The organism is Lacticaseibacillus sharpeae JCM 1186 = DSM 20505, from assembly GCF_001436225.1.
Lineage (GTDB): Bacteria > Bacillota > Bacilli > Lactobacillales > Lactobacillaceae > Lacticaseibacillus > Lacticaseibacillus sharpeae.
Genome location: NZ_AYYO01000050.1, coordinates 28,884 through 53,297, shown reverse-complemented (window position 1 = coordinate 53,297; position 24,414 = coordinate 28,884). Strand labels below are relative to the sequence as shown.

Below are 24,414 nucleotides of genomic sequence, written 5' to 3'. Positions count from 1 at the left end.
CATAACGGTCTCAAATTTGCTTTTATTGTACGCCATTATTAGTCAAAAAAACCGGCAATTCACGATGAATACGCCGGTTTTGGGGTGCTACATTAATTTATTTGTCGTCCTGCAGAATGAAATGGTGAATTGCTTCCGCGACGCCCGTCTCGTAGTTCGCCTGGGTGACGTACTTGGCCAGCTGCTTCACGTCGTCAATGCCGTTGCTGACGGAAACCGGCATGCCGACCACCTTCAGCATCGGAATGTCATTGGCATTGTCGCCAAACGCCATGATTTCGTCTGGCTTAATACCAAGACGCTCAGCTAGCTGCAACGTCGCACTGCCCTTGTTCACGCCGTGGTGGTTGAACTCACCGTAGCGGGCAGAGGAATACGTTAGGTCTACTTTGTCCCCCAGCGCTGCCTTTACTTCTTCAGCCACCGCGTGCCGAGTCGTGATGTCGGGGTTCATGAAGATGACCTTCATGATGTGCTTATTGGCGAACCGGGTGAAATCGCGGTCTGGCATGTCGATGTACTCCACGCCGCGGCTGGCAACATAGTCCAAGTCGTCCTGGCGTTTGTTGTAGATGTACAGGTGGTTGAGCGTGTAGACGTGGATGTCAACTTCCGGGTGGTCAGCGAGCAGGTCGAAAATCTGCTTGGCATCGGCGTACGGCATCTCGCCGGTGGCCAGCACCTGGTTATCCTTGTTCTCGATCACCGCGCCCCCATTGTAGGAAATCACGTATTGACCGGCCTGCTGGTAGGTCCCAATCGCCTGCAACAACTTCTGCACGGAGGCAAATCCGCGGCCAGTGTTCGGCACAAATTTGATGCCGCGCGCGAGCACCGCCTTAATTGCGGCGGCATTTTCTGGGGAAATACTCCCATCGGCCCGCACGAGTGTTTCGTCCAGGTCACTAACTAATAATTTATACATGGAACAGTCCCCCTAGTATTCATCCCCGCCGCATTGGACGCGGATGTGATGGTAGAATTAATCCCCACCAATGTCCACTGCCTAGATTACCATATTTTGACGAAAGCGTTTTTGCAAATTTGCTTTTTTCGCCGAAACTTGTGCCACCCGCAGCTTACATCCCGTCAATTTTTGCAAAAATCACCGCCGTCCGCAGCAAAATGGTAGGATAAGGGTAGTAAACAAATCTGCGCCAATCGCAACCAAAGGAGCCACAATTATCATGGAACCAATTACCGTCTACCTCGTTCGCCACGGCCAGACCCTGCTCAATCGCTACAACCGCATGCAGGGCTGGTGCGACTCACCACTCACCGATAAGGGAATTGAAGATGCAAAGCGCGTCGGCCAATACCTCGCCCGCACCGAATTCACCCACGCGTACTGCAGCGACACCATGCGCGCCCAGAACACCATCAAGTATATCCTCGCCGCCAACCACTACCAAAAGACGACTGGCTTGACGGTGACGCCGAACTTCCGGGAAGAGTGCTACGGCTATTTTGAAGGTGAAGATTCCGCCCGCACCTGGTACATGGTCGGCATGCCCCACGGTGGTCACCGCACCTTCTCCGCGATTATCGCGGCCCTCGGCGTGGACGCCTCTAAGGACCTGATGCACGAAACCGATCCGTGGCACGATGCCGAAGACGCCCGCACATACTGGACCCGCCTGATGCACGGCTTCGCGGAACTGCGCCGCGATAACGTGAACGGCGGCAAGGTGCTCATGGTCAGCCACGGCACGACCATCCGCAGCATCGTCGACAAGTTCGGCAAGCAGGACGGCTTTGTCGTGACGGAAAGCCCGAAGAACGGCTCCATCACCAAGATTGAACTCAACGACGAAGGCATCAAGGTGCTGTCGTACAACGAATTACCATAACGCAAAAAAGTGCTGACCCCCATTTTCAGGAGCCAGCACTTTTATTATGCCCAAATTTCCCGGGAAATATTAGCCACAGACTACAGTTCAGCCAGGAGCCGAACCAATGTGTCCTCAGCCTCATCAGGAAGCGCGTTATAGCCCGCATTTGCGGTCTTTTGCGTCTTCACGTACTCTAGCCGGTCGTGCATCCGCGCACGCAGACGGGCCGTGTAATCGGCGTCAGTGAAGTCCACGGGGTAACCCGGCACGTCGAGGTAGGACACGTTCTGAATGTCGCCGAACGGAGTGAACGCTGCCTGGTTCTCGACAATTTTTTCAATGGAACCCAGGGTCACACCCGGTGTCACTTTCTTGCCGTTGAAGAAGCCGGTGTTCAGAATGTAGCACGCCGTCTTGCCGTCCGCGAAGATGCTGCGGAAGTCCGCGTAGTCTTCACCCAGTGGGTAGCAGCGGAACGGGTTGGCAAATGGTTCAATCACCAGCGCGTTCATGTCCACCTTCCCCACGAGGTTCTCGGCGGTCGAGCGCTTAGTCGCCAACGTCGCGCCGAACACCGCCGCGAGCGTCGGGTCAGTAATCTTGAGCACCGCCGGCAGCGTGTCGTCCTTCATAATCCAGAACACGGCGTTCAGTGGTTCTGCGAGGTGATCCACCCGGTTTGGCGTCAGGAAGCGGGACTTGATTGCCCGGCCGTTGTTGTTGCGCACTTCTTGGGTCACGAGTACTTTTTGCCCCGCATCATCCAGCGTCACCCCCACGTTCTGCGCGGTCAGGAAATACTGCAGTGCCGGGTCACTTGGCGCGTAGTCCGCGGTTTTATCGAAGTACGCGGGTTCCAGCGCGGTGGTCGTCCCGGTCTGGCGGTTAATCACGAAGGCATCATCGTGCAGCACGTCCACCTTGTACTTACCGTCGTGCTTGGCCAGGGTGATGGTCGATTTGCCGGACCCAGACAAGCCGAACGCCGCCATGGTGAACTTGCGGGTGCCCAAATCGTAGCGTTTCATCCCCCCGTGGCATGCGGTGAACCCATTCCGGTGCGCCGTCGCCCAGGCCAGCGTCAATGTGGACTTCTTCAGTTCACCGAAGTACCGCAGGCCCAGGATCGCCGCAACGTTGTGCGTCGGGTCAAACAGTGCCAGTCCGTTCGGGAAGTCCGGGTGCGCCCAGTCAGGATCAGCGTAGATGTAGATGTCGTTTTCAGGCAACGGATTTGAGTGGGCGTACCGCTCCAGCACCGTCGTGGTTGCGATTTGGAAGTTCAGTAAGTAGGAGTAGAAGTTCGCCGCGTAATCCTTATTCAGCAGCAGGTGCGCACGGACGGAGAATTCCTTGTCCAGACCCACAACCACATCGCCGGTGAAAAACTGCCGCCGGGTACCAGCAAATACGGCTTCCCGCAGAATGTCCGCGTAGTACTTAGCGTCAATCCCGGGTTGGCCGATGATGCGCCGCGCCGCTGCCGTCCGGCCAACCACGCGGCCGTCGTTAGAGACGAGGACTTTGGCGTCCGCCGGCAAGCCTAATTCATCGGTATGGGCAATTGGCATATCCGTCGTCACCACTCCCGGTGCCCGCCGCGCGTTCGCGTACGCCGTTGCCAGGTCGGTTACGCGCTCCACGTTGTTGCCATAGAACGCCGATTCCACCATGACCTTGAAGTTGGAAAACAGCGGGTTGTTCGGGCCAATATTGGTACGTGCAAATTCACGATTAGTAGCCATAACTCATACCTCCGTAATATAAGATTAATTAAGCTCATGCATAGCAACTAACTTAACTATATATTTAGTTTATCCGGTCGATGTATGCGCTGTCAAATCTATTGCAGAGGCATTTTGCGAATTCTGTTGTACCGGGATTTCTACTGGTTGCCGCGGCAAACTGCATAAAAAATGGGGGCCAACCTTGCATTATCTGCAAGGCAGGCTCCCATTAATCGCTAAGCAATCAGCTTTTCGCTGGCCTTAGCCGTGGCAATGTGGCGGATCTCAAATCCAGTTACCGGCATGCCGCTTTCAATCAATCCCTGGTGCAATTCATTATCGTCGAAGTTCTTGGCGTCGGCCACTTCGAGAAGCAAGGTGTTGTGTTCAGGGTTCCAGCACCAATTGCCAAGCTTAGCTAATTTCGCATCAGCTGTGGGGTCGAATTCGCTGTAATCTGCATCACTGTAAAAGATTACCCGAACGAATTCACCATTCTTATCTTCCTTAGCTGCGTCGAAAAACTTCTCGGCCTCATTCTTATCACTCATCACATATGCCTCCGTATTTTAACTAGTTAAAATCAAAGCATCGAAATGGCGTAAGCGGAAAAACCGTAGTGCGTGTCCCGGTGTACACGTTTAGTTTAGTTCTGCATTGCGGCAAGTGCAAGTATTCACGCACTGGCAAACCTGCCATGAACGAAAAAAAAAGAAGCCGCACACGGCGACTTCAATCTGGTTAGAACTTGTTAACGTCAACAGCGACACCAGGGCCGAATGTAGAAGTTACAGACAAGCTCTTAACGTAACCACCCTTGACAGATGCAGGACGCACCTTGTTCAGAGTGTCGTTAAGGGTAGTGAAGTTTTCCATCAACTTAGCGGTGTCGAAACTTACCTTACCGATAGGAGCGTGGATGATACCAGCCTTATCAACACGGTAGGTTACCTGACCAGCCTTGATGTCGTTCACTGCCTTGGTAACGTCCATCGTCACGGTACCAGTCTTAGGGTTTGGCATCAAACCCTTAGGACCGAGCACGCGACCAAGACGACCAACCTTAGCCATCATTGGTGGGGTAGCAACAGCAACGTCGAAGTCGAGCCAGCCGTCAGAAATCTTCTGAACGAGGTCATCGGCACCAACGAGGTCTGCACCGGCTGCTTCAGCCTGCTTTGCCTGTTCGCCCTGAGCGAAGACAATCACACGCTGAGTCTTACCAGTACCGTTAGGAAGGACAACAGCACCACGGAGCTGCTGGTCAGCCTTCTTTGGGTCCAGGTTGAGGCGGTATGCTACTTCAACCGTTTCGTCAAACTTTGCGAAGCTAGCCTTCTTTACGAGTTCCAGAGCTTCCTCTGGAGCGTACGTTGCGGTCTTGTCGACCAGCTTGGCAGCTTCGATGTACTTTTTACCTTTTTTAGCCATTCTGGGTTTTCCTCCTTGCAAATGTGGTCAACGGGAAATTATCCCTTCCACTCTGATTGTGACGGTTTTCACCGTCCATCCGGATAGCTGGGTTTAGCCTTCGACAACGAAGCCCATGGACCGAGCAGTCCCTTCAACCATGCGCATTGCAGCTTCGACGCTGGCAGCGTTAAGGTCTTGCATCTTCGTTTCAGCGATCTGCTGAACCTGAGCCTTGGTTACCGTAGCAACCTTCTTGGTGTTAGGTTCGCCAGAGCCGTGTTCTACGCCAGCGGCCTTCTTAAGAAGAACAGCTGCTGGAGGAGTCTTGGTTACGAATTCGAAAGAACGGTCTTCGAAAACGGTGATTACAACAGGGATGATCATGCCGGCCTGATCTGCAGTCCGTGCGTTGAAGTCCTTGGTGAAGCCCATGATGTTAATCCCGGCCTGCCCAAGAGCAGGACCAACTGGAGGAGCAGGAGTTGCTTTCCCAGCAGGGATCTGAAGCTTAACAATGTTTGCTACTTTTTTAGCCACGAGACATTACCTCCTTAGTCCGTGATGTGGTTAGATGACCATCATTTTTGGTCTCCCACATGTATGCAAAAACATACTTGTATAACTTAGCATAGAAACCGCCACTTTTCAAGGCACGCACCAAACTGTATCCGTCTCCAAGTGCGCACCCCCGGAAATATTTCCCGGGCAATAACTAACGGCCACTCGTAACTTTGATGCCAACAATGCTAATGATGAGCAGGCCCACAAACATCATGGTTGTAAGGCTCAGGTGTTCTCTAAACAACACCACCCCGGCCAGAACGGCCCCGACCGCGCCAATGCCCGTCCAGACGGGATACGCAATCGCCAAATCAATCTGACTGGTCGCCTTGGCCAGCAGCACAAAGCTAATAATCATCCCCACCACTGTCGCGATAGTGTACGGCAAGACGGTGAAGCCACGGCTTAATTTCATGAACGACGACCAGACCACTTCGAAGAGGCCGGCAATAATCAGGTAAATCCACGTGAGCATGTTTGTTTCCTCCATTAGTTGAATTCAGACAAAAAAACAGCACTACCCCCGCTGCGACTAGACCTAACGCAGTGGACGTAATGCTGTTGGTACCCGGTGGCACCATTGGTTAATTAATTATTGGCAAGGCACAAAGAAAAAGATATGGAAGTATCTTCGCTCGTTCCTCGCTACGAGTTAAGTGACAGTACGCCGCAAGCGGCTACTGTCACTAAATTTTATCTGCCTGGTTGAAGTCGAGTTCAGCGGCAGTTTCGCGGCCAAACATGTCGATGTTCACACGCAGCTTGTACTTGTCGTGATCCACTTCGGTTACCTTACCCGTCATGTTAGAGAAGGCACCATCGATAATCTTCACGGTTTCGCCAACTTCGAAGTCGACGTCGGTGTGGCGTGTTTCCATCCCGATTTCGCGCAGAATCTTCTCGATTTCCTCAGGCATCAGTGGTGCAGGCTTGCTGCCGGCACCGTGACTACCAACGAAGCCGGTCACGCCAGGGGTGTTCCGCACAACGAACCAGGATTCGTCGGTCATCACCATTTCGACCAGAACGTAACCAGGGTAGGTCTTTTCCTTTTCGACCTTTTCCTTACCGTTCTTCATCGTGTGCTGTTCTTCTTCAGGTACGATTACACGGTAAATGTAGTCGTCCATCCCCATTGAGCTTGCACGTGATTCCAAGTTCGTGCGGACCTTGTTTTCGTAACCGGAGTACGTGTGCAGTACGTACCACTGCTTCTCTGATGATTCCATGTTGGCCATCCTTTCAATTTTCGGGCAAAATAAAAAACCTCTACACGCGGGTATTGGTTCGTCTGCAAGTATCATATCACACTGGCAGACAATCGCCAACGTAATTCGGCGCAAATAAAAAACGCGGGGCAAATGCGCCCCCGCGTTTTGGGTTTAGAAGACAAACTTGTTTAGAATCGCAATCAAGGCCCAGTCAACTACTGCGAAGTAGATGGCGAACAGGATGGAGGTAAGAATAACCGTACTCGTGTCCCGCCGTGTCTCTTTTGCCGTTGGCCAGGTGACCAACTTCATTTCGTCAATAACGCTCTTCAAGAACTTCATGTCCGACCTCCTTACTTCGTTTCGCGGTGGCTCGTAACCTTGCCACAGTACTTGCAGTATTTATTCAACGTCAAGCGTTCGGTGCGCTTCTTGTTTTCGGGAATGAAGTAATTCCGCTGACCGCACACGCTACATGCTAGCGCCACTTTTTTAACACTCATGGTGGTCCTCCTATAATCGAGTCAATCAATAATTAATTGTCCTCAGCAAGGTGGAATTTCCACCCAATTCTATAGCAGTGTACCATTTTCACGAGGTGCAAACAAGTGCCGGTGGCATAACTACACGCAATCAAGCAGAAAAACTAACCCTCATCCGCCATGAACTTCGCCCACTTGGCCCGCACCCGCTCCCGGGCCCGGGCATTGCTACGCCCATGTTCCTCGGTGCCCGCCACCCAGTCGCGGACAGCACCGAGCTCTTTAGCTGACAACTGCTTCAGGAAAATCGGAATGAGAATCCGTGAATGGACGTACTCGTCAAACGAGTAGCCCATCTCGTTGATTCCCTTGCCCAGGTTCATCTCGTCCTGTGCGTCCCCAAATGGCAGCGTCCGCATTTGCCCTTCGCGCTTCTTGGCCCGCGCATCCCGCATCATGGAGAGGTAATGCTTGTTTAGAATCATGCGGTAGTAGGATCCGAACTGGGAACCGTGCGTCCCATCGAACTTAAAGCAGGTCTGATGCATCACCTGCATGGCCTCCGCCGTCCAGTCCTCGCGCGACATCCCCGCCAGGTAGAACCGGCGAATTATCTTATTCACCAACCCGTGGTATTGCTCAAACAAAATTACCAATGCATCTGAATCGTAACGGGCGCGCACGATTAGCTCGAGCTGTTCTTGCTCCACGTTATCATCCCCTTTTTTTGATTTGGCAACCGCGCCGGTGCACACCAGCAACCATTGCCTACACATAATGTTAAGGGGGTGTCTAGGTATGCGGTAGCGAACGTATATTTGCAAAGGCTTACAAGTGCTTTTGAAATGCCTTTGCACCGGCGTTTTGCCGCCCGCATCCTAGAATCAACTTTTTTTGCGATTTTTTCTAATTATAGAATAAGCAATGTTATGAATCAGAAAGGTGTAGATTTGACCAACATTTTTGCTATTTTTCGGCCGGAATCAAAGCATTGCTCCAGGCCAGATTGCCCCTGATTTAGCCGCGAAACGGCACTAAAAAACGCCGCTCAATTTTGAGCGACGCTTTTACTTCAGTTAAGTTATTCCGCACTTTCACGCGACGTGAATGCTTGGTAGAGCAGAATCCCGGTTGCCACGCTGGCGTTCAGGCTCTGTACGTGCCCAACCATCGGAATCGAAATCGTGGCGTCCATGAGCTTGGCCACACCAGGGGAAATCCCCTTGCCTTCGTTACCGATGACCAGACCCACGGAACCCTGTGCGTTCCACTTACGGTAGTCCTGACCTTCCATCGCGGTGCCGAAAATCCACATGCCGCGCTCCTTCAGCTGGCGAATGGTTGCGGCCAGGTTGGTCACCCGCGCAACAGGCACGTGTTCAATCGCCCCCGTGCTAATCTTAGCCACGGTACTCGTCAGGCCGACCGCCCGGTGCTTGGGAATAATAATCCCGTGCACACCGACCGCATCCGCCGTCCGCAAGATTGACCCCAAGTTGTGGGGATCTTCCAGGTTATCCAGCAGCAGGAAAAATGGCTCCTGGTTGGCCTTGGCCGCATTCGCGAAGAGGTCATCAATGCTAGCGTAAGCGTAAGGCGTCATCGCGAGCATCACCCCTTGGTGGTTCCCGCGGTCGCTCAGCAGGTCGAGCTTAGACTTAGGTACCTGGCTGACGATGATTTTCTTCGTCTGGGCCGTCTTCACGATGTCGTGAATCTGGTCCCCCTTCAGCTCGGATTGGACAAATAATTTGTTAATCGTCGCCGCACTGCCTTCACGCAAAGCTTCCTGGACGGCATGGCGCCCGAAAATGAATTCGGAGTCATCATCGCCTTCAGTTGCCGGCACTTCGCGCTGCTTGCGGTCAACTTTGCCTTTACCCTGGCCATCACGCTGGCCGCGAAAATTGCCCGGTTTGCGGTTGCGCTGCTGACCTTCGTCGCGTGCGCCGTTATTGCGGCCACCAGCATTTTTGCCTTGCCGTTCGCCGCCGCGTTTATTATTCCAATTTGCCATGCCCAGTTTGCCCACTTTCTACGTAATCAATGCACCACTGCGCCAGTTCGGCAACCCGGTCGGTGCGCCCGAGCATCTGCAGGGTGCCGAACAATGCTTCGAACCCAGTGGAGATACGGTATGTGACGACATCAGTGTTCTTGGCGTGCGTGTAGCTCTTCGCATTGCGCCCGTGCTTGAACATCGCCCACTCGTCCTCAGACAGCAACTTTTCTTGCTCCATGCCGTCAATCAGGGCTGCCTGCGCCTTGGCGGAGACGAAATTCTTCGCTTCCCGCTGCAACTGCGCCGGTTTGGTGAGGCCCCGGTCCAACATGCGCTGCCGGATGAAGACCTCGTACACCGCGTCACCCAGGTAGGCCAGCGCGATGCCGTTTAACATTTCTGGATTCACACTCATGCGCGGCGCCACCTCGTTCCCTGCGCGGTATCTTCAAGAATAATGCCCTGCGCGGTCAGTTCGTCGCGAATCCGATCACTTTCCGCCCAGTTTTTCGCTGCCCGTGCTGCATCGCGTGCCTTAATCTGCGCGTCAACGTCTGCATCCAGCAAGCCGGTCGCGAACGTGAGGCCGAAAATCTGCACCCATGCATCAAACTTCGCGAGCATTGCCGCAACGGTATCTGCCTTAACGACATCTTGTGCACTATATTCGTTCATCAGCTTAACTAGGTCAAACAAAGTGGTTAACCCATTTTGAACGTTAATGTCATCATCCATCGCCGTCACGAACGCGTCTTCAAGCTGTTCTAGTTGCGTGGTCATCGCCGCATCAACACCTGATTCCGCACCATTTTGCCGGAATACCAACGCCTCGCGGGCAATCTTCAGACGACTGACACTTGCCTTTGCCTCTTCCAGATTACCTTCCGTGTAGCCAATTGGCTTGCGGTACTGGGTCGTGGCCATGAAGAACCGCAGCACCTGAGGGTCAACCGTCTTGATGATATCGTGCACGGTGACAAAGTTCCCGAGTGACTTGCTCATCTTCTGCTGGTCATCGCCCACGGTCACAAACCCATTATGCATCCAGTAGTTCACAAACTTCTTGCCGGTTTTGGCCTCACTCTGCGCAATTTCGTTCTGATGATGTGGGAATTCGAGGTCCTGACCACCACCATGAATGTCAATCGTGTCCCCCAGCAGCTTGGTGCTCATCACTGAACATTCGATGTGCCAGCCAGGCCGACCAGGACCGAATGGTGCGTCCCAGTAGATTTCGCCGGGCTTAACTTTCTTCCACAATGCGAAATCAATTGGATCTTCCTTGCGCGCGGTTTCAGCATCCGCCACGTGTTGACTTGCACCTTGTTCCAGTTCATCAATGTTTTTGTTTGCCAAGGCGCCGTAATTCTTCGCCTTGCGGGCGCGGAAGTACACGTCACCATCACTGGCATAAGCATATCCTTTGGCAATGAGATCCTGGATAAATTCAATAATATCCGGAATCATCTCACTGGCCCGGGGGTTAACCGTTGCGGGTTCAATGCCCACTGCCTTGGTGTCTTCCATGAACGCATCGATGTACGTCTGGGCCAGATCCAACGGTTCAACGCCTTCCTCGTGGGCTCGATTAATAATTTTATCGTCAACGTCGGTGAAGTTCGAAACATACGTCACCTTGTAACCGCGGTATTCGAAGTACCGCCGGATTGTGTCGAAGGCAATTGCGGAACGTGCGTTACCAATATGAATGTAGTTATAAACGGTTGGGCCACAGACATACATGTGAATTTCGCCAGGAACAATCGGCTTAAACTCTTCTTTCGTCCGGGTCAGGGTATTATAGATTTTTAGCACTATATCTCCTCTGGGGTGTATCCCCGCTGGTTGCTGCCAGCTTGTATTACTTTATTTATCCACAACTTCAAACTTGGTGGGTGGCAATTCCCGCGCGCCAAACTTATAACTAATGGCGTCGAGAATGCGCTCGGCGGCCAAACCGTCGCCATAGGGGTTGGTCGCATTGGCCATCTGCGCGTACGCTGCGGGGTCATCAAGCAGCTGCAGCATATTTGCCCGTACTGCCTCCGGATCCGTCCCCACGAGCCTTAACGTGCCCGCAGTGACCCCTTCTGGCCGCTCCGTTGTGTCGCGGAGCACCAGCACGGGTTTCCCCAGCGATGGCGCCTCTTCTTGCACGCCGCCAGAGTCCGTCATGATGAAGTAGCTCCGCGCAGCCAGGTTGTGAAAATCAACCACGTCGAGCGGATCAATCAGGTGAATCCGCGGGTCATCACCAAGAATAGTGTGCGCCGCTTCCTGCACCACTGGATTCAGGTGCACTGGATAGATGATTTCCACATCACTATGGCTATCAACCACATCCCGCATCGCCTTGAACACGCGCCGCATTGGTTCGCCCTGGTTCTCCCGCCGGTGCATCGTCACCAGAATCATTCGCTGGTGTGGGTCAATCAAATCGAGCACATCGTGGTGGTATTCTTTGGTGACGGTCTGCTTCAAGGCATCAATCGCGGTGTTCCCGGTGATGAATATATTTTTAGCCGCATGGTTTTCCTGCAGCAGGTTCGCTTCACTTTGCGTGGTTGGCGCAAAGTACAGGTCTGCTAGCACGTCAGTCAGCTGCCGGTTCATTTCCTCTGGATAAGGACTGTACTTATTCCACGTCCGCAGCCCGGCCTCCACGTGGCCAATTTTGGCCTGGTGGTAGAAGGCACTAATGCTGGCAGCGAACGTGGTCGTGGTATCCCCGTGCACCAATACGATGTCCGGCTTTTCCGTGTCCATAATGTCGCTCAGCCCAGTTAACACGTTACTGGTAATCTGATCCAGCGTTTGCCGCTGCTTCATGATGTTCAAATCGTAGTCAGGCGTAATGTGGAAAATTTCGAGCACCTGATCCAGCATTTGCCGGTGTTGCGCCGTCACGACGGTCACCGCCTCGAACTCGGAACATCGCTTCTTCAAGGCCTGAACCACCGGCGCCATCTTAATCGCTTCAGGACGCGTACCAAAAACGGTCATCACTTTGATTTTACGCATCACGCACCTCCTAAACATTACCGTAATTATACACTAGGCAGTACGAATCGCACAAAGCGCATGGCATTAGGATGATAACCAAATTTTCCCGTGATACAAAAAGAGGAACGTTGATAAATCAACGTTCCTCCTCACTTCTACCGGTGATCGGGGTTTACGGATTTATATAACCCCCGCCATGACAGACTTCCTATTTAAAAGCGGTCGGTTTTGGTCGGTATAATACTAGGCATTCCATTCTAAATTGGATAAGCCGTTCGTTAGTAAATTCGTGTTACACTATGTATGAAGCCTCCCGTTGCCCCGCTTGCTGGGCCGAGTTGCCTCATGTTTCTCGCTTACTTACGTGACTGGTGTAATGCCAAAACTGCGCATACAGCTGACACCACTCCCGCAACGGTCGCGATGTCTCCGCCACTTATTGTTAGCGAAAAACTGAAAGTTAATACGATCATACTGGGGTAACCCCCTTCGTCGGTACAGTATGGTGTCTGGTCTAACACCACCGAAAGCTACCGGCTTTTACATTCTAACAGATATTCATCGAATGTTTGCACAAGTTCTTACTTACGTGTTAGAATACCCTTGAAAGTTAGTATGACTATTGGGTAGCCCCATGCCGGTTTTGGTCGACCGGCGTCGTAGTCATTTATTGTCTCCTTCCTGCCTGCCGTGGGAAGGTTTTTTTGTGCAAAAAATAGCCCCGTCAACCGTGTAGGCTGACGGGGCTATTCGTTGTTACTTGAAGGTACCCCACTTAGGGGAAACACGCTTCCCGTTTTTCTCAGTACCGGTTGCGAGATAGCCATAGCTGCTACCGCGCTTCTGGCGAATCCAAACGTACCCATTGTAGAATGCGTAGGCGTTGTACTTCACAGAAGAGCCTGCAGGTAACGTTGCAATTAATTTGCCTGAAGCAGATGCCGACTCGCGCAAATTGATTGCTCGATCAGACTTAAAAGTACCGTTCTCGCTTGTCCACTTAATGCCTGCAGACTTGGATGCACCGCTCGCAGCAGAACTTGTTGTCCCACTGTACTTAGGCCGCGCATATCCCCGAATCTGACCAGCACCAACCGAGAGCGTCCGGCGAGCAACCTTGTTGCCCTTGTTGCCTTCAATCGTGGTGATGGTGCGACCACTGACCTTTTCGACGAAGCCAATGTGATCGGCAAAGCCATCGTTCGGCTGGGTGTGGTCATCCCAGTTGTAGACGATGATGTCACCCGCCTTGGGCGTCATGTTACCATCCTCGTGCCAAATACCAAGTGCCTTGAACAGTTTCGTGTGCCGTTCAACGCCGCACTCAGTCTTCGTTAGGGCTGCTGCACCGGCAGTAATCATCACAAAGCTGACAAAGGTGTCGCACCAGTTGTCACTGGCACGCACCTTGTAATTCTGGGCGAGCGGCTTGTGGTTGTTGTACACGGAAAGAATGTGTGCGTGGTTCCCTGAACCATTACCAACCGTGCCCAGATACTGCCGGGCAATTGCTAAAACCTGTGCTGCTGAAGCCATTATTCAGCATCCCCTTTCTTCGTGATGTCATACAGGCCGGACGCAGACAGACCAGACAGCAGTCCGGCCATCAGGTAAGGTCCAATCTGGTCGACATGACCAAACGTGAGCGCCCACAGCCCCGCCAGAATAATTCCGACTAAGATGGCCACCAGGATACAAATCTTGTCACTGATACCGGCGGCCTGTTTGATACCCTGAACCACCGCTGTGGTGATTGGGGCAATGACAACCGCGATGATAATCAGCTGCATTAATTCATTTTGCATTTAGCTTGTTCTTCCTTTCTTTGCGCTGTTTAGCGCTTGGCTGCTTACGGTAGTGATACGTCAGATAGGCCACAGCAATTGGCGCCACAGCTTTGACCAGGTTGGTGAGGTCACCAAGAAGCTGGTGCCAACTAGTCCAGTTCATCCGTATCACTCCTCACCGCGAGGACTACAATCAGCGCCAGAAGCGCAGCGTCCTGTACCCACGGCATAAATCCGCCCGTGTGCGTTACGTGAAGCAGTTGATACACCGTCAATGTGCCGACAAAAAAAGCAGCAAACTCAAGGTTTACTGCGTCCCACTCAACGTGATGTGTCGGCCCAATCGTCCACATCAACATCATCACGCCAACCAGAATGAACGCGACATCAAAGCCGTGGTCGTTGGCAATATCCCGCACGTACGGTGGCCAAATGAATGGCTGCGGTGCGCAGATCATGTTAATGCCGACACCAATCAAGGCTAAGGCGATGATGACGTGGTAGGGATTGTCTTTAACCCCCGCCAATGCCACCCGCGCACTCTGCTTGAATTTTGCTAACAATGTTTCCTCACCTCTTTTCACTGCAAACTAAAAGACGACCTAATTGGCCGTCTCGGATGATGTTTCGTTTGACTTTGCTGCTAGTTCTCGAACTGCAGTCTCGACGTCTGCCTTGATGCTGGTTGGAACGTCCTGTGGCTTACTGATGTCCAGCGTTCCGGCTGCTACACGATTTGCGAAAAGCCCTGCTAATGCTGACATGCTCATTATGCTGCACCTCCTTCAGTGCTTTCTGGTTCGGTCGGCTTCGTTTCGGTGGTGTCAGCAGTATCAGATGGCAAAGTTGCTTGCGCCAGTTCAATGACCGCATCAGTAGTTTGCTGCAGTTCAATACGGAGTTCAGCTGCTGTAGTTTTTGCATCGGCGGCATCCTGCTTTGCCTGAATTAAATCCTCAGTCGCCCTTTTGTCAGCAAGGACTTGTGCATCTTGCGACTTATCCATCCACTGCTGAGTGATTGGGTCAAAGAATGGTAGCTTATCAGTACCCTGCAATTCTTCAGGAATTGGTTTATCAGTGTATGGGTGCTGGGGCTTGTACCCATCATTCTCGGTAATCAAGGATACGAATGTAAGTCCTAACTGCTTAAATTCTTCTTCAGAATAGTAACGAAAAATGGTTTTACTCATTTACAGTTCCTCCTTCTAGTGCGGCAACGCGTTTAACCAACGCATCATAATCTATTTTTGTAATAATTGGTGAGCCACTAACAGTTGGTGCTACCGAAAAATCATTTTGGCCGCTAAACACATTGTCTTTACTCTGCTTAGCATATCCAGATGTATCAATATCTCCTGTCGTCGCATCTGGATACTGCCCACCAACGCTTGTAACCACAGGTAACTGATAGTCATGCGGAATTCGGCCATGTTCAACCATTACGCGACGAACGTATATATCAATATCCCCTAAACCCGAGTTGCCATAAACACAGATGGCACTACCCACATTTACACATGTGCTAATTTGGAAAATTCTTGACCACTCATCTGCTGCAAAATGGTTTTCTCCACCATTTTCGCCTGACATTCTTCCGATTGATCCAACGCCTTTAAAATCGAGACTGACGACATAGTCCTGCCCCAAAAAAATATTTTTAGGGGCACCAAAATAAAATCCGGCTATACTGCCGTTGCTTGTGCCATCGTTTTTCTGAACTATGTGAAGGACACTTTCTCCGTCTAACGTTTCTTTAGTGACCGTTGCACCGTTTGCGTGCCAATAAAAACTAAAGTCATTTGTGTTATGCAGTAAGTTGATACCACCAGCAGTTACAGTGACGCCACCCTCATCGTTGGGTTTAAGACCATTAATCGTCTTTACCGGCATCATTTCCGAAATCAATGTCACCGTATCTTCCCGCGTCATCGTCGCCGCTGGATTAATCTCCAAGCTAACGTTATCGCTATTGGATACAGATGTGATTAGCTTAATAATCAGCCCCGTACTGGTGACTGAATTAAAAGCTGGAATAAAAGCATTCTGCTCCGCGGTCGTAACCGAGTATAGAATTTCACCAGCTGTTGGATCCTGTGCATACAACCCGATGGAGTTCAGATAGTAACCCTGAGTTAACTCCGAGTTCTCAATGGCAACCTCAACTGTCACCGTGCTCGAGTTGGTCACAGTAACATTGGAAACCAATACAGACTGCTTAATCGCAGAAATATCAGTCAATGCTTCAAGCTGCTCATCCTCATAGACAGTATCCGAAGTCACGACCTTTGTGAACTTCGCAGTGCCCTGATTATTTAATAGCTTGGCCATCAGGGCGTGGCCTTTTGCTGTGATAATCGACGTTTTGAATTGCGTCACAATTATCCCTCCTATTCGCTTGCTACTTCGATTACTTCCAAGCCGGTAATAACACCCGCAGTCAGCTGATTACCATGCAACACGGTATCATCGTGCCAGTCGTGCGTCAGTGTCTGTGTGTCAACACCAAGCACACCTGTAGCATTAAGCGCCACTGCTTGCAGTGACTCATTACCCCGCCAGTCGTTGGTCAGCCCAAAAGTGTCAATTGACGCGACGGCTGCAACGTCGCGGGCTTCAGCCGAACTCTGCTGTGTACTGCGCCAGTCATTCGTCAGCATGAACGTATCAACGAAGACCGCCCCGGCACAAAAAAGTGCCACACCCGAAGCTGCAGCACTAATCGTATTCTTCGCGTTAATGGCCATGTTCACCGGCACCACAGTCGTCAGGATGTGGTCCAGCTCATCGGTTTGGTTTGGTTGGTCCAGACTCACATCCACGTCTAGCTGATATTTATCAGCCTCCAGTTTGACCGAGGCGGGACCGCCCAACGTACTAAGCACCGCACGTAGATATGTCATCGTGTACGGTTTACGGTTAAGCAGCCGGGCAAAGATAACTTTGCGTCGTGATTCCACTGTGGATCCAGCAGACTTTGTGATGCCGAGCATATCCTCAAACACCGCCAAACCATCGCTGTCAGCAGTTGCTACATACATATTGAGTTCTGCTTGTTCAACGTGAACATTCAAGTTGTCGAGCTGTGGCTGCTCCGCGGTGGCCAGCGTGTGCATATCCACCACGTCGTCGTAATAGTCTGACAATAGGCTATTCAGCCGCACGAGTTCACCCATTGACGGTCACCGTCCCCACAATTGGCAACTCAGAGGTGGTACTGGATTCAACCAGTTGCACGTCCTCATCCTGGCCGTCTAGCACTAAGTCGGTGGCGTTCGTGATGCCCTGAATTTTCAGCACCGCAAACATAATCTGGGCTCGGAACACGCTCACACTGTAGCCGATTGGTTTGGCACTGCGCTTGGCCCACGCCTTGCGTACCGTGTCGAAATACGCCTCAACGGCCGCAGCAACCTGAGTCTGCAGCGCGGCATCGTCAATTGAACCATCGGTCTGAATCGTCATACCCACATTAATCGCACGTGCGGTTGGTGCTACGACAGTTACCACATGTCCAATCGGAGCTAGACCGTAGCCACCTCCTTGATCTGGCGCTGGAGCAATCGCCTCCTGCACATCAGCAATCAATTCAGTTGCTGCGGGTTGAAAATCATTGTTAACGATGACTAGCTTTACGGTGCCCCCACCTTGCCAAGTTGGATAAACCTGCACCGCGCCAACGGTCTTAAGTGAGGCACACATCTGCTCATAATCGGCAACGTTCCCACCGTATGAGGAAGTGTCGTACTGCGCCATAATCCGTGCGCGGTACTCGTCGTCAACTTCATCGTCGCGGGCCGGTGCGGTGACTTCAGTGATGGCGGCCATAGCCAGTGCATCATTCGGCGTCACTGGCAAAATTTGACCAACATAATGATTTGCCCCGGTCCCAGTGGACTCGCAGGTCAGTTCTGCTGAACCGGCCGCGGTCACGTCGGAAACGGTGTAGAAAAACGGCTCCGCACCAATTGAAGCGAATCGGTCACCCACCTCAACAGCCACCGGCGCACCTTGCGCATCCGTGAACGTCGCTGCAGCAATCGCATTGGTTGCCAGATAACGTTCAACACCACGCTCCTGACCGCGGTAATCCAGAAACTCATTGGTTGCCGTCTGGACATACCCATTCATAATCAGGTCATGCAGCTTCATGACGATTTCGGCATAGCTATACGCAACCGGTGCTAAGGCGTCAAAGATGATTGACCCCTGTCGCGTATCGAAGCCTGCCGGCACATGCTTGAGTGCTTCACCAATGAAATACTGATAATCGTACTGCTCCAAGCTGGCAGCCAAATCTGCTGGACTCATAGGCTCACCTCCGTTTCTACATTCAACTCACCACTAACCGTCGTGACAGTCAGCCACACGGCAAGACTGTTATCATCAATCTGCTCCATGCGATCAATCGTCACCTCATCCACACGGTCATCGGCCTTCAGAGCATCGCTTAGCATCCGCTTGACCTCGTTGCGCGCATACGGCATAGACTTACCAATTAGCTCCAGTAGGTCATTACCGTACTGATCATCGTAAATCGGCCAAACAAACCGTTCGGTGCGCAGAATCTTTTCGACGGCCTGACGCATTGCATCCTGGTCATCAATCAGACCACCCACTCGACCGTTAACAATTCGGTAAGTGAGTGACGGTAGTGTCTGCTCCTCAATTTCCATGAGTTCAGTCATCAGGCGCCACCTCCTAGCTTTTCAAAGATGTACCAAGACTGGCCACCATCAGCGCGGATCATGGCCACACCATCACCAGCCTGTAGTGACTCATCAATTGTGACGGTCTCGGTGCGCTTGACATCACCCTCAGTGGTCCGGTCGGAATACGTGAGCTTGGCCTGATATTTAGACGCATGGCGCCCGACCATCAGCACACTAACCGGCAGAACCATGTTGTTACTCAGCTGCACCTGCAGTGGTCCGGTAGCGATAACCTTTCCGAAAACAATGTCGGCGTAGTCATTGGGTCCACCACCACGCGCTTGCATCTGTTTTAGCATCCAGTCACCCGTGCTCGGCATCACCAACTCACCTCCATGTCTGTGGTCCAGTTATCCGGATCAAAGTTTTGCGTGCATTTACCAATCGTCACCACTCGCGATTTAATCCCAATGTCGGCCAAACTCTGCACCTTGAGCACAAACGTGCCGCCGGTCTCAAAGTCGAGGCTGCCAACGGTGGTGACCTTCATCGTTTCGGCTTCAATGTTGGTCTGCTTCAGCCGGGACTTTGCTTTGGACTGCATCTGCGCCTTGTTCATCTTGTCATTCGTGACCTTCTCAACAATCTGCAGTTTGCCCCACTTGGAAACCGTGTTACCGGTCGCCGTTGCGGTGGCGCCAATCTTCGACGAGTCGTCCTTGCTGTTCTTCTCAATCTTGACCGAATTGGCCGCGTCATCAATGCTACGGTCGTACTCCCAAGACGTGGCCATACTGCTATCACCAATCACCGGTACCTGCTTCGACGTCGGCAATGGGAATGCACACAGCTCAACCGTCCCAAAGTTATCGCGGATGAAGCTGGCCTGACCATACTCAGCCTTGGTTGTATCGACGTCTTCCTGCAGCATCTGAAAGTAGCTCACGCCGTCGCTGACCTTGGTCGGCAACTTGTAGCCACTGTCATATACCACCTTGTGCGCAATTCCGGCTGCAGCACACGCCGTATTGAATCGTTGCGCAACCGTGGAAACCGGCCAGACGATGCTGTCCTGATTCTTCAGGTAGCGCGTTTTGTCGTATGCCGTACAGCTGAACACCTCATCACTGGTGTAGTTGCATTTGAAGATGTACCCAAAGAACACATTCACGCCGTCCCACTGGAACTTAACTTCATCCCCGTTGTGCGGTGTGAAGCCCTCTTGAACTTCAATCAGATCGAATGTGAGCGTACCTGCAGCGAAATCTGGATCCGTGGTGTAAGTTGGCGCCGACTTCAAAATGGTGCGGCAGTCCCAGTAATTGGCACTGCCACGCGTATGAATCTGCATCTGCGTTACTGCCATCTAATCACTTCGCTTTCACTGAGCCGGCGGTTACCCACCCGCGCCACCCACCAGATAGGGTCGTGACGTGGTAAGGACACTTGCGCCCCGGGGCTGTGAAGTTAATCTTGCGCGTGGCATTGTGCTCGGTCTGGCCTGGGCCCGCCCCGTAGCTGTCTCGATGCAGCCGACCATTCACAATCACCGTTGATCCAACGCCTATCTTCTTGGCGGGCTTGGGACGTGGCGCTTTTTTCTTGGCCACCACGGGCTTAATCACTGTCTTCAGTGCCTTAACCTCGTGGTACTCAGCAAACTCCAGCGTGTAGTCCACATCAACCGTGCTGCTCTTACCCGGTCCGTATTCGAAGGCCGTAATGACTGCGGTCATGTTCAGATTGGTCCCAGAAACAACTAAACGCACCGGTTTCTGTTTCTTCCACGCGGTCTGAAAAAAGCTGATGTAATCATCAGAGCTCCCCAGCAATTCTTCCGCTGTACACCACGGCGAGTTAGCCGGATCCAACGGAAAATTGTTGCTGATTGTGGCCGTGCGCAATTTGGTCATGCCCAGCCGGCGAATTTCGCCAAGTCCGAGAATGGTCACCGTATCACCGCCGAGTTCCGAGCGTGTCGTAAACTCGGCGGGTGCTACCGGCAGTTCCACCGTTTTATTGGCGGAGTTTGTAATGTAGACACCCACATGTTCCATAACGTTCACCTCTCTTAAAGTTGTGCTTCCTGGCGTTGCTTAAGATAAGTCTCAAGCTTAGCCACAATTGTTTCAGCATCGTCCGGATTACCACCGTTCACCACAATGGCACCCTTATCGACATGTATCGAATTATCCGTGTGCGTGGCCGTAGACGTCCGCGTGTAGCTGTTACCACCAGATACACCAGAGGCAACCTGCGAAGGCGTGTCGCCGTCACCTGGGCCACCAGTGAGCCCGTAGAAGTCACCACCCGTACCAGAGGTATCGATGTCGCCAACGGTACCAGTTGCCACAGTCTGTGGCGCCATGTTCTGCCCACGCCCAACGATGTCCACGTTGCTCATGGCAGGTAAAGCAGTGAGCGCGTTAGTAATCGAACCAACCGCATCAGCAGCACGCTGGAACCCCGCGGCAAGAATGTCGCCAGGGTTGTGGCCCTTCACGCTCGGAGCGTTCACCTGCAGGCTGGTATCTGTAGCCGCCTGCATTGCCGCCACATCGCCTGCAACCATAGCTGCTGGGTTAGTGCTCGTCACAGTCGGTCCAGTCATGGTCATCCCACTACCGGCATCGACCACTCCGTTCATCGCGGAGGCCATCGCGTCTGTTGAAGACCCGGCACGCTCGTTCACACCAATGGTGTAGCCTTCGAGGGTCCAGCGCCCGAACTTCTTGAACAGCTTTGATGGTGAACCGATGTGCAGCAGTGACTTAGCCTTACCAACGATGCCACTGACGACCCCGCCCACAGCTTTCACTGCGGACTTGGCCATGCCAGTGACACCTTTGATGAGCCCGCTGATAAGATCTTTACCAACGCTGACCAGCGAGGAACCAAACGTTTTGGCCGCTGAAACAGCATTGCTAATCCCAGTACGAACCGCCGAGATAACCCGACTCATCGCACTGGTGATAGCAGTCACCAGCATGGAACCCGCACCCACGAATGCAGTAGCGAGCGCCATTACGGCGACACCCAGTCCAGCTAATGCTACCGAGGCCACAGCGACTGCGGCCGCAACTGCTAGAACTCCAGCAGACACAACCATCAGCCCGGCGCCGAGCACGACCGCACCAGCGGCTGCTACCAGAGCACCCGCACCCAGAACCATGAGTCCCGCACCCAGCGCAGCGACTGCTGCAGCCGCCATCAGCGACGTTGGCGCAAGCGTCAGAAGTGAAAGACTCATCATTCCAAATCCAGCGGTAACGGTTAGAACCGTCGCCGCAATCAGTGGCAACGTAATCGCCAGAAGCGTCATGCCTGTCCCGACAAGTAGCGTCGCCGCACCGAGCAACATCATACCGACAGCCAGAGCAGTAACGCCGACTGTAGCAACCAGTACAGCTGCGCCGAAGACCAGTAACCCAGCCCCCAGTACAATTGCCCCGGCCCCTGCGACCAGCGCACCCGCACCAAAAAGCACAAGTGCTGGCGCCAATGCCACGAAGGCCACAGCAGCCTGCAAACCGTATTGCGCCACGGTTGGCAGAGCGGTGGCCAGAAGAGCCATCCCCGCAGCCGCAATCAGAACTGACGTAGCCACGAGCGCGAGACCGACACCAAAGAGTATCAGTCCCACTGAACCGGCAGTCAGCGCCGGCCCCAGAATCACGGTGACCGCAATCATTGCGGCAATCGCCGCGGCCAGAGCTACGAGGGCACCAACCGCTGGCCAACCACCTGCAGCTAACTGCGTGGCGGCTTGAACCAGAATCCACATGCCAGCAGCAGCCAATACAATGGCGCCACCAATCATGAGAGCCGCACCGGCAAACTTGAGCATACTGCCCGCACTCATCCCGGCGGCTTTACCAACCGCAGTTTCACCTGCAGCAGCAGGCGCCGAAGCCGGTCCAATGAGAGCAAACATCTTCACCAAATTCTGGACTGATGACGAAATCTTCGAAGCCGTCTGCAGACCTTTGAGTGCCACCACGACAATTGCCAGGGCAGCACCCGCAGCCTTAAGTTCTCCCGGACTCCAGGAGCCGACGAACCGAGCCACCCCAGTCGCCAACGCAATCAGCATCCCTGATTTGAGGTTTGCAAAGATGCTACTGATTACTGAGTAGCCCTTCAGTGCAGCGAATAGAGCGAGTGCCCCCTTTGCCGTGTCCTGAATGGTTTGTGGATCCAGCGCGCTAACCCAATTAGCGAACCCCGAAACGGCGTCCGCAGCTTTGGCGATACCGTCACCGGCGGCTTCACCTAGGTCTGCCATCGTCTGCAGTCCGGATTGACCAGGCTTAATCCCAGTCAGTGCGGTGACCACATTCATGATGGCGCGCTTCATATTGCCCATTGCCAAATTGACTTCGGGCATGGCCATCGTCTGCTTAAGTCCTTTACCGAACGCCGCAAACTTCGCAAGCAAGCCATCGAGGTCGAAATCAGCAATCTTATCACTCAAACCGGATAGGAAGTTAATCCCGACCTTGCTCGTGCTGTCAAACGCACTCTGCAGTTTGTTGGTGATTGTTTCCTTCAGACCATCCGCAGCTTGACCAATCGTCTTGAACTTCGTGGCCATAGCCGTGAAGTTGGCGTTGGTACCCGTCTTCGCAATTGCGTCAAAGAAGTCCTGAGTGGCGAGCTTGCCATCCTGAACATTCTTGATCATCTGCGTGGTGGACACGCCCATTGTTTTCGCGACCGCGGCCACACCAGCAGGAGTTTGTTCCAAGATTAGTTTGAAATCTTCCCACTGGACCTTTGGCTTCGCAGCCATCTGCGTTGCCTGCTGACTAAGTGTCGTCATGGCCTGAGTTGGTTCTGCGGAAGCCGCGGCCAACCCACCGAACCCCTTCACCAGTTGCGTGGTGTTCTTCGTACCAACAGCGGCAAGCTGGGAGTACGTCGACGCCATGTCTGATGCCGAGTAAATGGTCTGCTGTGCGAACTTCTGCAGTTCCTTCTTGGTCGAGTTGATTTGAGCCTGTGGCATACCGATGTTGCTCATGTTGCCCTGGAAGGTCTGCCAAGTAGCCGACGCTTCGGACAGGTCACCGTACAGTCCAGAAAGACTATCACGAATCATGCCGATGCCGGCGCTAATGCCATTACCGATGAGCTGAGCCCCCAGCATCGACCTGAACATCCCATTTGTCTTGGTGAGGTGTGAGTCAATGCTAGTGAGGCCATTCTCAACGGTGGTACCTAATGGGAAGCCACCAGATGTTTCAGCAGTCTTTATGAACCTGCCAAATTCATCACGTGCTTGACCAGAAGCCTGTGCTGATTTCCGCAAAGATTCATTCAGACTGTCCGTCCCCATCTTAGGAGACGTCCCCGCTGCCTTGTTGAAGTCATCCATCGAGTCAGTGGCTCGATTTGCTTCCTTATGGGTTTTTGTTAGTGACTCGGATATTGCGTTACCTACTGGCTGGTCTTTGAAACTGATTGATCGCGAAAAACCCTTCATGGATCCAGTCGCCTTTTCGGCGGCCGACGCAGACTTGTTCAGTTCCGCAGACACCGCACCGGCCGAACCGACTTTGATGCCATTTGCCGACGTCTTCAGCTTGTCGAAGTTGCCCTCAGCCTTACTGACAGACGCAGCCATCTTGTTCATCACCGGCGAAACCTTATCCGTCAGTGACATGGAGCTTTTTAAGGTTGCCACTTGTACCTCCTTTCTAGGTCACACAAAAAGCGCGCCGGCTAGTGGTGTTTGGCTTTCGC

General features: G+C 52.8%; 29 protein-coding genes. 1 reads left to right on the top strand and 28 read right to left on the bottom strand.

All coding sequences use genetic code 11. The features are described from left to right. Nucleotides 1–97: 97 nt before the first annotated feature. A complete protein-coding gene (locus tag FC18_RS09745) occupies nucleotides 98–925 on the bottom strand; it encodes a Cof-type HAD-IIB family hydrolase (RefSeq protein WP_054678712.1) in 828 nt (275 codons plus the stop codon). 262 nt (nucleotides 926–1,187) lie between these two features. Here FC18_RS09745 and FC18_RS09740 point away from each other — a divergent pair, with 262 nt between their 5' ends. Beyond that, nucleotides 1,188–1,850, top strand: a complete 663-nt coding sequence (locus tag FC18_RS09740; protein WP_054678709.1) for a histidine phosphatase family protein — start codon at nucleotides 1,188–1,190, stop codon at nucleotides 1,848–1,850. Between the two features lie 80 nt (nucleotides 1,851–1,930). Here FC18_RS09740 and FC18_RS09735 read toward each other — a convergent pair whose 3' ends face one another. The 27 genes from FC18_RS09735 to FC18_RS09615 form a co-directional block, all read right to left on the bottom strand. After that, entirely contained in the window at nucleotides 1,931–3,577 is a 1,647-nt protein-coding gene (locus FC18_RS09735; RefSeq protein ID WP_054678707.1) for a phosphoenolpyruvate carboxykinase (ATP), read from the bottom strand. Nucleotides 3,578–3,795: 218 nt separating this feature from the next. Continuing rightward, entirely contained in the window at nucleotides 3,796–4,110 is a 315-nt protein-coding gene (locus tag FC18_RS09730; protein ID WP_056976176.1) for a hypothetical protein, read from the bottom strand. Nucleotides 4,111–4,300: 190 nt separating this feature from the next. Continuing rightward, nucleotides 4,301–4,990, bottom strand: coding sequence for a 50S ribosomal protein L1 (rplA, locus tag FC18_RS09725; RefSeq protein ID WP_054678701.1), 690 nt, complete (start codon nucleotides 4,988–4,990; stop codon nucleotides 4,301–4,303). A gap of 93 nt (nucleotides 4,991–5,083) precedes the next feature. Further along, nucleotides 5,084–5,509, bottom strand: coding sequence for a 50S ribosomal protein L11 (gene rplK, locus FC18_RS09720; protein WP_054678699.1), 426 nt, complete (start codon nucleotides 5,507–5,509; stop codon nucleotides 5,084–5,086). A 175-nt stretch (nucleotides 5,510–5,684) separates the two neighbouring features. After that, nucleotides 5,685–6,008: a DMT family transporter gene (locus tag FC18_RS09715; protein ID WP_054678696.1), complete on the bottom strand. Its 324-nt coding sequence runs from the start codon at nucleotides 6,006–6,008 to the stop codon at nucleotides 5,685–5,687. 211 nt (nucleotides 6,009–6,219) lie between these two features. Then, complete coding sequence (gene nusG, locus FC18_RS09710; protein WP_420806095.1) at nucleotides 6,220–6,762, bottom strand: transcription termination/antitermination protein NusG; 543 nt, start codon at nucleotides 6,760–6,762, stop codon at nucleotides 6,220–6,222. A gap of 153 nt (nucleotides 6,763–6,915) precedes the next feature. Then, complete coding sequence (gene secE / locus FC18_RS09705; protein ID WP_056976175.1) at nucleotides 6,916–7,086, bottom strand: preprotein translocase subunit SecE; 171 nt, start codon at nucleotides 7,084–7,086, stop codon at nucleotides 6,916–6,918. 11 nt (nucleotides 7,087–7,097) lie between these two features. Further along, nucleotides 7,098–7,247 carry a 50S ribosomal protein L33 gene (rpmG, locus tag FC18_RS09700; RefSeq protein ID WP_054678690.1) on the bottom strand — a complete coding sequence of 50 codons (150 nt, stop codon included), beginning with the start codon at nucleotides 7,245–7,247 and terminating at the stop codon, nucleotides 7,098–7,100. 143 nt (nucleotides 7,248–7,390) lie between these two features. Further along, entirely contained in the window at nucleotides 7,391–7,936 is a 546-nt protein-coding gene (locus tag FC18_RS09695) for a sigma factor (protein ID WP_054678687.1), read from the bottom strand. A 371-nt stretch (nucleotides 7,937–8,307) separates the two neighbouring features. After that, nucleotides 8,308–9,243 (bottom strand): 23S rRNA (guanosine(2251)-2'-O)-methyltransferase RlmB, encoded by a 936-nt coding sequence (gene rlmB / locus FC18_RS09690; protein WP_082404042.1) that lies wholly within the window; start codon nucleotides 9,241–9,243, stop codon nucleotides 8,308–8,310. Next, complete coding sequence (locus FC18_RS09685; RefSeq protein WP_054678684.1) at nucleotides 9,227–9,643, bottom strand: Mini-ribonuclease 3; 417 nt, start codon at nucleotides 9,641–9,643, stop codon at nucleotides 9,227–9,229. Before FC18_RS09685 ends, rlmB begins: the two co-directional genes overlap by 17 nt. Further along, a complete protein-coding gene (cysS, locus tag FC18_RS09680) occupies nucleotides 9,640–11,043 on the bottom strand; it encodes a cysteine--tRNA ligase (RefSeq protein ID WP_056976173.1) in 1,404 nt (467 codons plus the stop codon). The genes FC18_RS09685 and cysS overlap by 4 nt, the downstream gene beginning before the upstream one ends. 51 nt (nucleotides 11,044–11,094) lie before the next feature. Continuing rightward, nucleotides 11,095–12,249: a non-hydrolyzing UDP-N-acetylglucosamine 2-epimerase gene (wecB, locus tag FC18_RS09675; protein WP_054678683.1), complete on the bottom strand. Its 1,155-nt coding sequence runs from the start codon at nucleotides 12,247–12,249 to the stop codon at nucleotides 11,095–11,097. A 738-nt stretch (nucleotides 12,250–12,987) separates the two neighbouring features. After that, nucleotides 12,988–13,767 carry a CHAP domain-containing protein gene (locus FC18_RS12255; protein ID WP_054678680.1) on the bottom strand — a complete coding sequence of 260 codons (780 nt, stop codon included), beginning with the start codon at nucleotides 13,765–13,767 and terminating at the stop codon, nucleotides 12,988–12,990. Then, nucleotides 13,767–14,036, bottom strand: coding sequence for a holin (locus tag FC18_RS09665; protein WP_054678677.1), 270 nt, complete (start codon nucleotides 14,034–14,036; stop codon nucleotides 13,767–13,769). Before FC18_RS09665 ends, FC18_RS12255 begins: the two co-directional genes overlap by 1 nt. Then, the gene (locus FC18_RS12140) at nucleotides 14,026–14,181 is read right to left on the bottom strand and encodes a hypothetical protein (protein WP_156300902.1); all 156 of its coding nucleotides are present in this window, start codon (nucleotides 14,179–14,181) and stop codon (nucleotides 14,026–14,028) included. Before FC18_RS12140 ends, FC18_RS09665 begins: the two co-directional genes overlap by 11 nt. After that, nucleotides 14,168–14,581, bottom strand: a complete 414-nt coding sequence (locus FC18_RS09660) for a hypothetical protein (protein ID WP_054678674.1) — start codon at nucleotides 14,579–14,581, stop codon at nucleotides 14,168–14,170. Before FC18_RS09660 ends, FC18_RS12140 begins: the two co-directional genes overlap by 14 nt. A gap of 39 nt (nucleotides 14,582–14,620) precedes the next feature. After that, nucleotides 14,621–14,788, bottom strand: coding sequence for a hypothetical protein (locus FC18_RS12135; RefSeq protein WP_162260714.1), 168 nt, complete (start codon nucleotides 14,786–14,788; stop codon nucleotides 14,621–14,623). Then, complete coding sequence (locus tag FC18_RS09655; protein WP_054678671.1) at nucleotides 14,788–15,210, bottom strand: hypothetical protein; 423 nt, start codon at nucleotides 15,208–15,210, stop codon at nucleotides 14,788–14,790. The genes FC18_RS12135 and FC18_RS09655 overlap by 1 nt, the downstream gene beginning before the upstream one ends. Next, entirely contained in the window at nucleotides 15,203–16,396 is a 1,194-nt protein-coding gene (locus FC18_RS09650) for a phage tail-collar fiber domain-containing protein (protein ID WP_054678668.1), read from the bottom strand. The genes FC18_RS09655 and FC18_RS09650 overlap by 8 nt, the downstream gene beginning before the upstream one ends. A gap of 11 nt (nucleotides 16,397–16,407) precedes the next feature. Further along, a complete protein-coding gene (locus FC18_RS09645) occupies nucleotides 16,408–17,193 on the bottom strand; it encodes a putative phage tail protein (RefSeq protein ID WP_054678665.1) in 786 nt (261 codons plus the stop codon). Then, nucleotides 17,186–18,328 carry a baseplate J/gp47 family protein gene (locus tag FC18_RS09640; RefSeq protein ID WP_056976171.1) on the bottom strand — a complete coding sequence of 381 codons (1,143 nt, stop codon included), beginning with the start codon at nucleotides 18,326–18,328 and terminating at the stop codon, nucleotides 17,186–17,188. The genes FC18_RS09645 and FC18_RS09640 overlap by 8 nt, the downstream gene beginning before the upstream one ends. Further along, complete coding sequence (locus tag FC18_RS09635) at nucleotides 18,325–18,705, bottom strand: DUF2634 domain-containing protein (protein WP_225353716.1); 381 nt, start codon at nucleotides 18,703–18,705, stop codon at nucleotides 18,325–18,327. Before FC18_RS09635 ends, FC18_RS09640 begins: the two co-directional genes overlap by 4 nt. Next, the gene (locus FC18_RS09630) at nucleotides 18,705–19,049 is read right to left on the bottom strand and encodes a DUF2577 domain-containing protein (RefSeq protein WP_054678657.1); all 345 of its coding nucleotides are present in this window, start codon (nucleotides 19,047–19,049) and stop codon (nucleotides 18,705–18,707) included. Before FC18_RS09630 ends, FC18_RS09635 begins: the two co-directional genes overlap by 1 nt. Next, nucleotides 19,049–20,035, bottom strand: a complete 987-nt coding sequence (locus FC18_RS09625) for an XkdQ/YqbQ family protein (RefSeq protein WP_054678654.1) — start codon at nucleotides 20,033–20,035, stop codon at nucleotides 19,049–19,051. The genes FC18_RS09630 and FC18_RS09625 overlap by 1 nt, the downstream gene beginning before the upstream one ends. Nucleotides 20,036–20,039: 4 nt before the next feature. Then, nucleotides 20,040–20,726 (bottom strand): hypothetical protein, encoded by a 687-nt coding sequence (locus FC18_RS09620; RefSeq protein ID WP_054678652.1) that lies wholly within the window; start codon nucleotides 20,724–20,726, stop codon nucleotides 20,040–20,042. Between the two features lie 14 nt (nucleotides 20,727–20,740). Continuing rightward, nucleotides 20,741–24,355: a tape measure protein gene (locus tag FC18_RS09615; protein ID WP_156660904.1), complete on the bottom strand. Its 3,615-nt coding sequence runs from the start codon at nucleotides 24,353–24,355 to the stop codon at nucleotides 20,741–20,743. Nucleotides 24,356–24,414 lie beyond the last annotated feature (59 nt).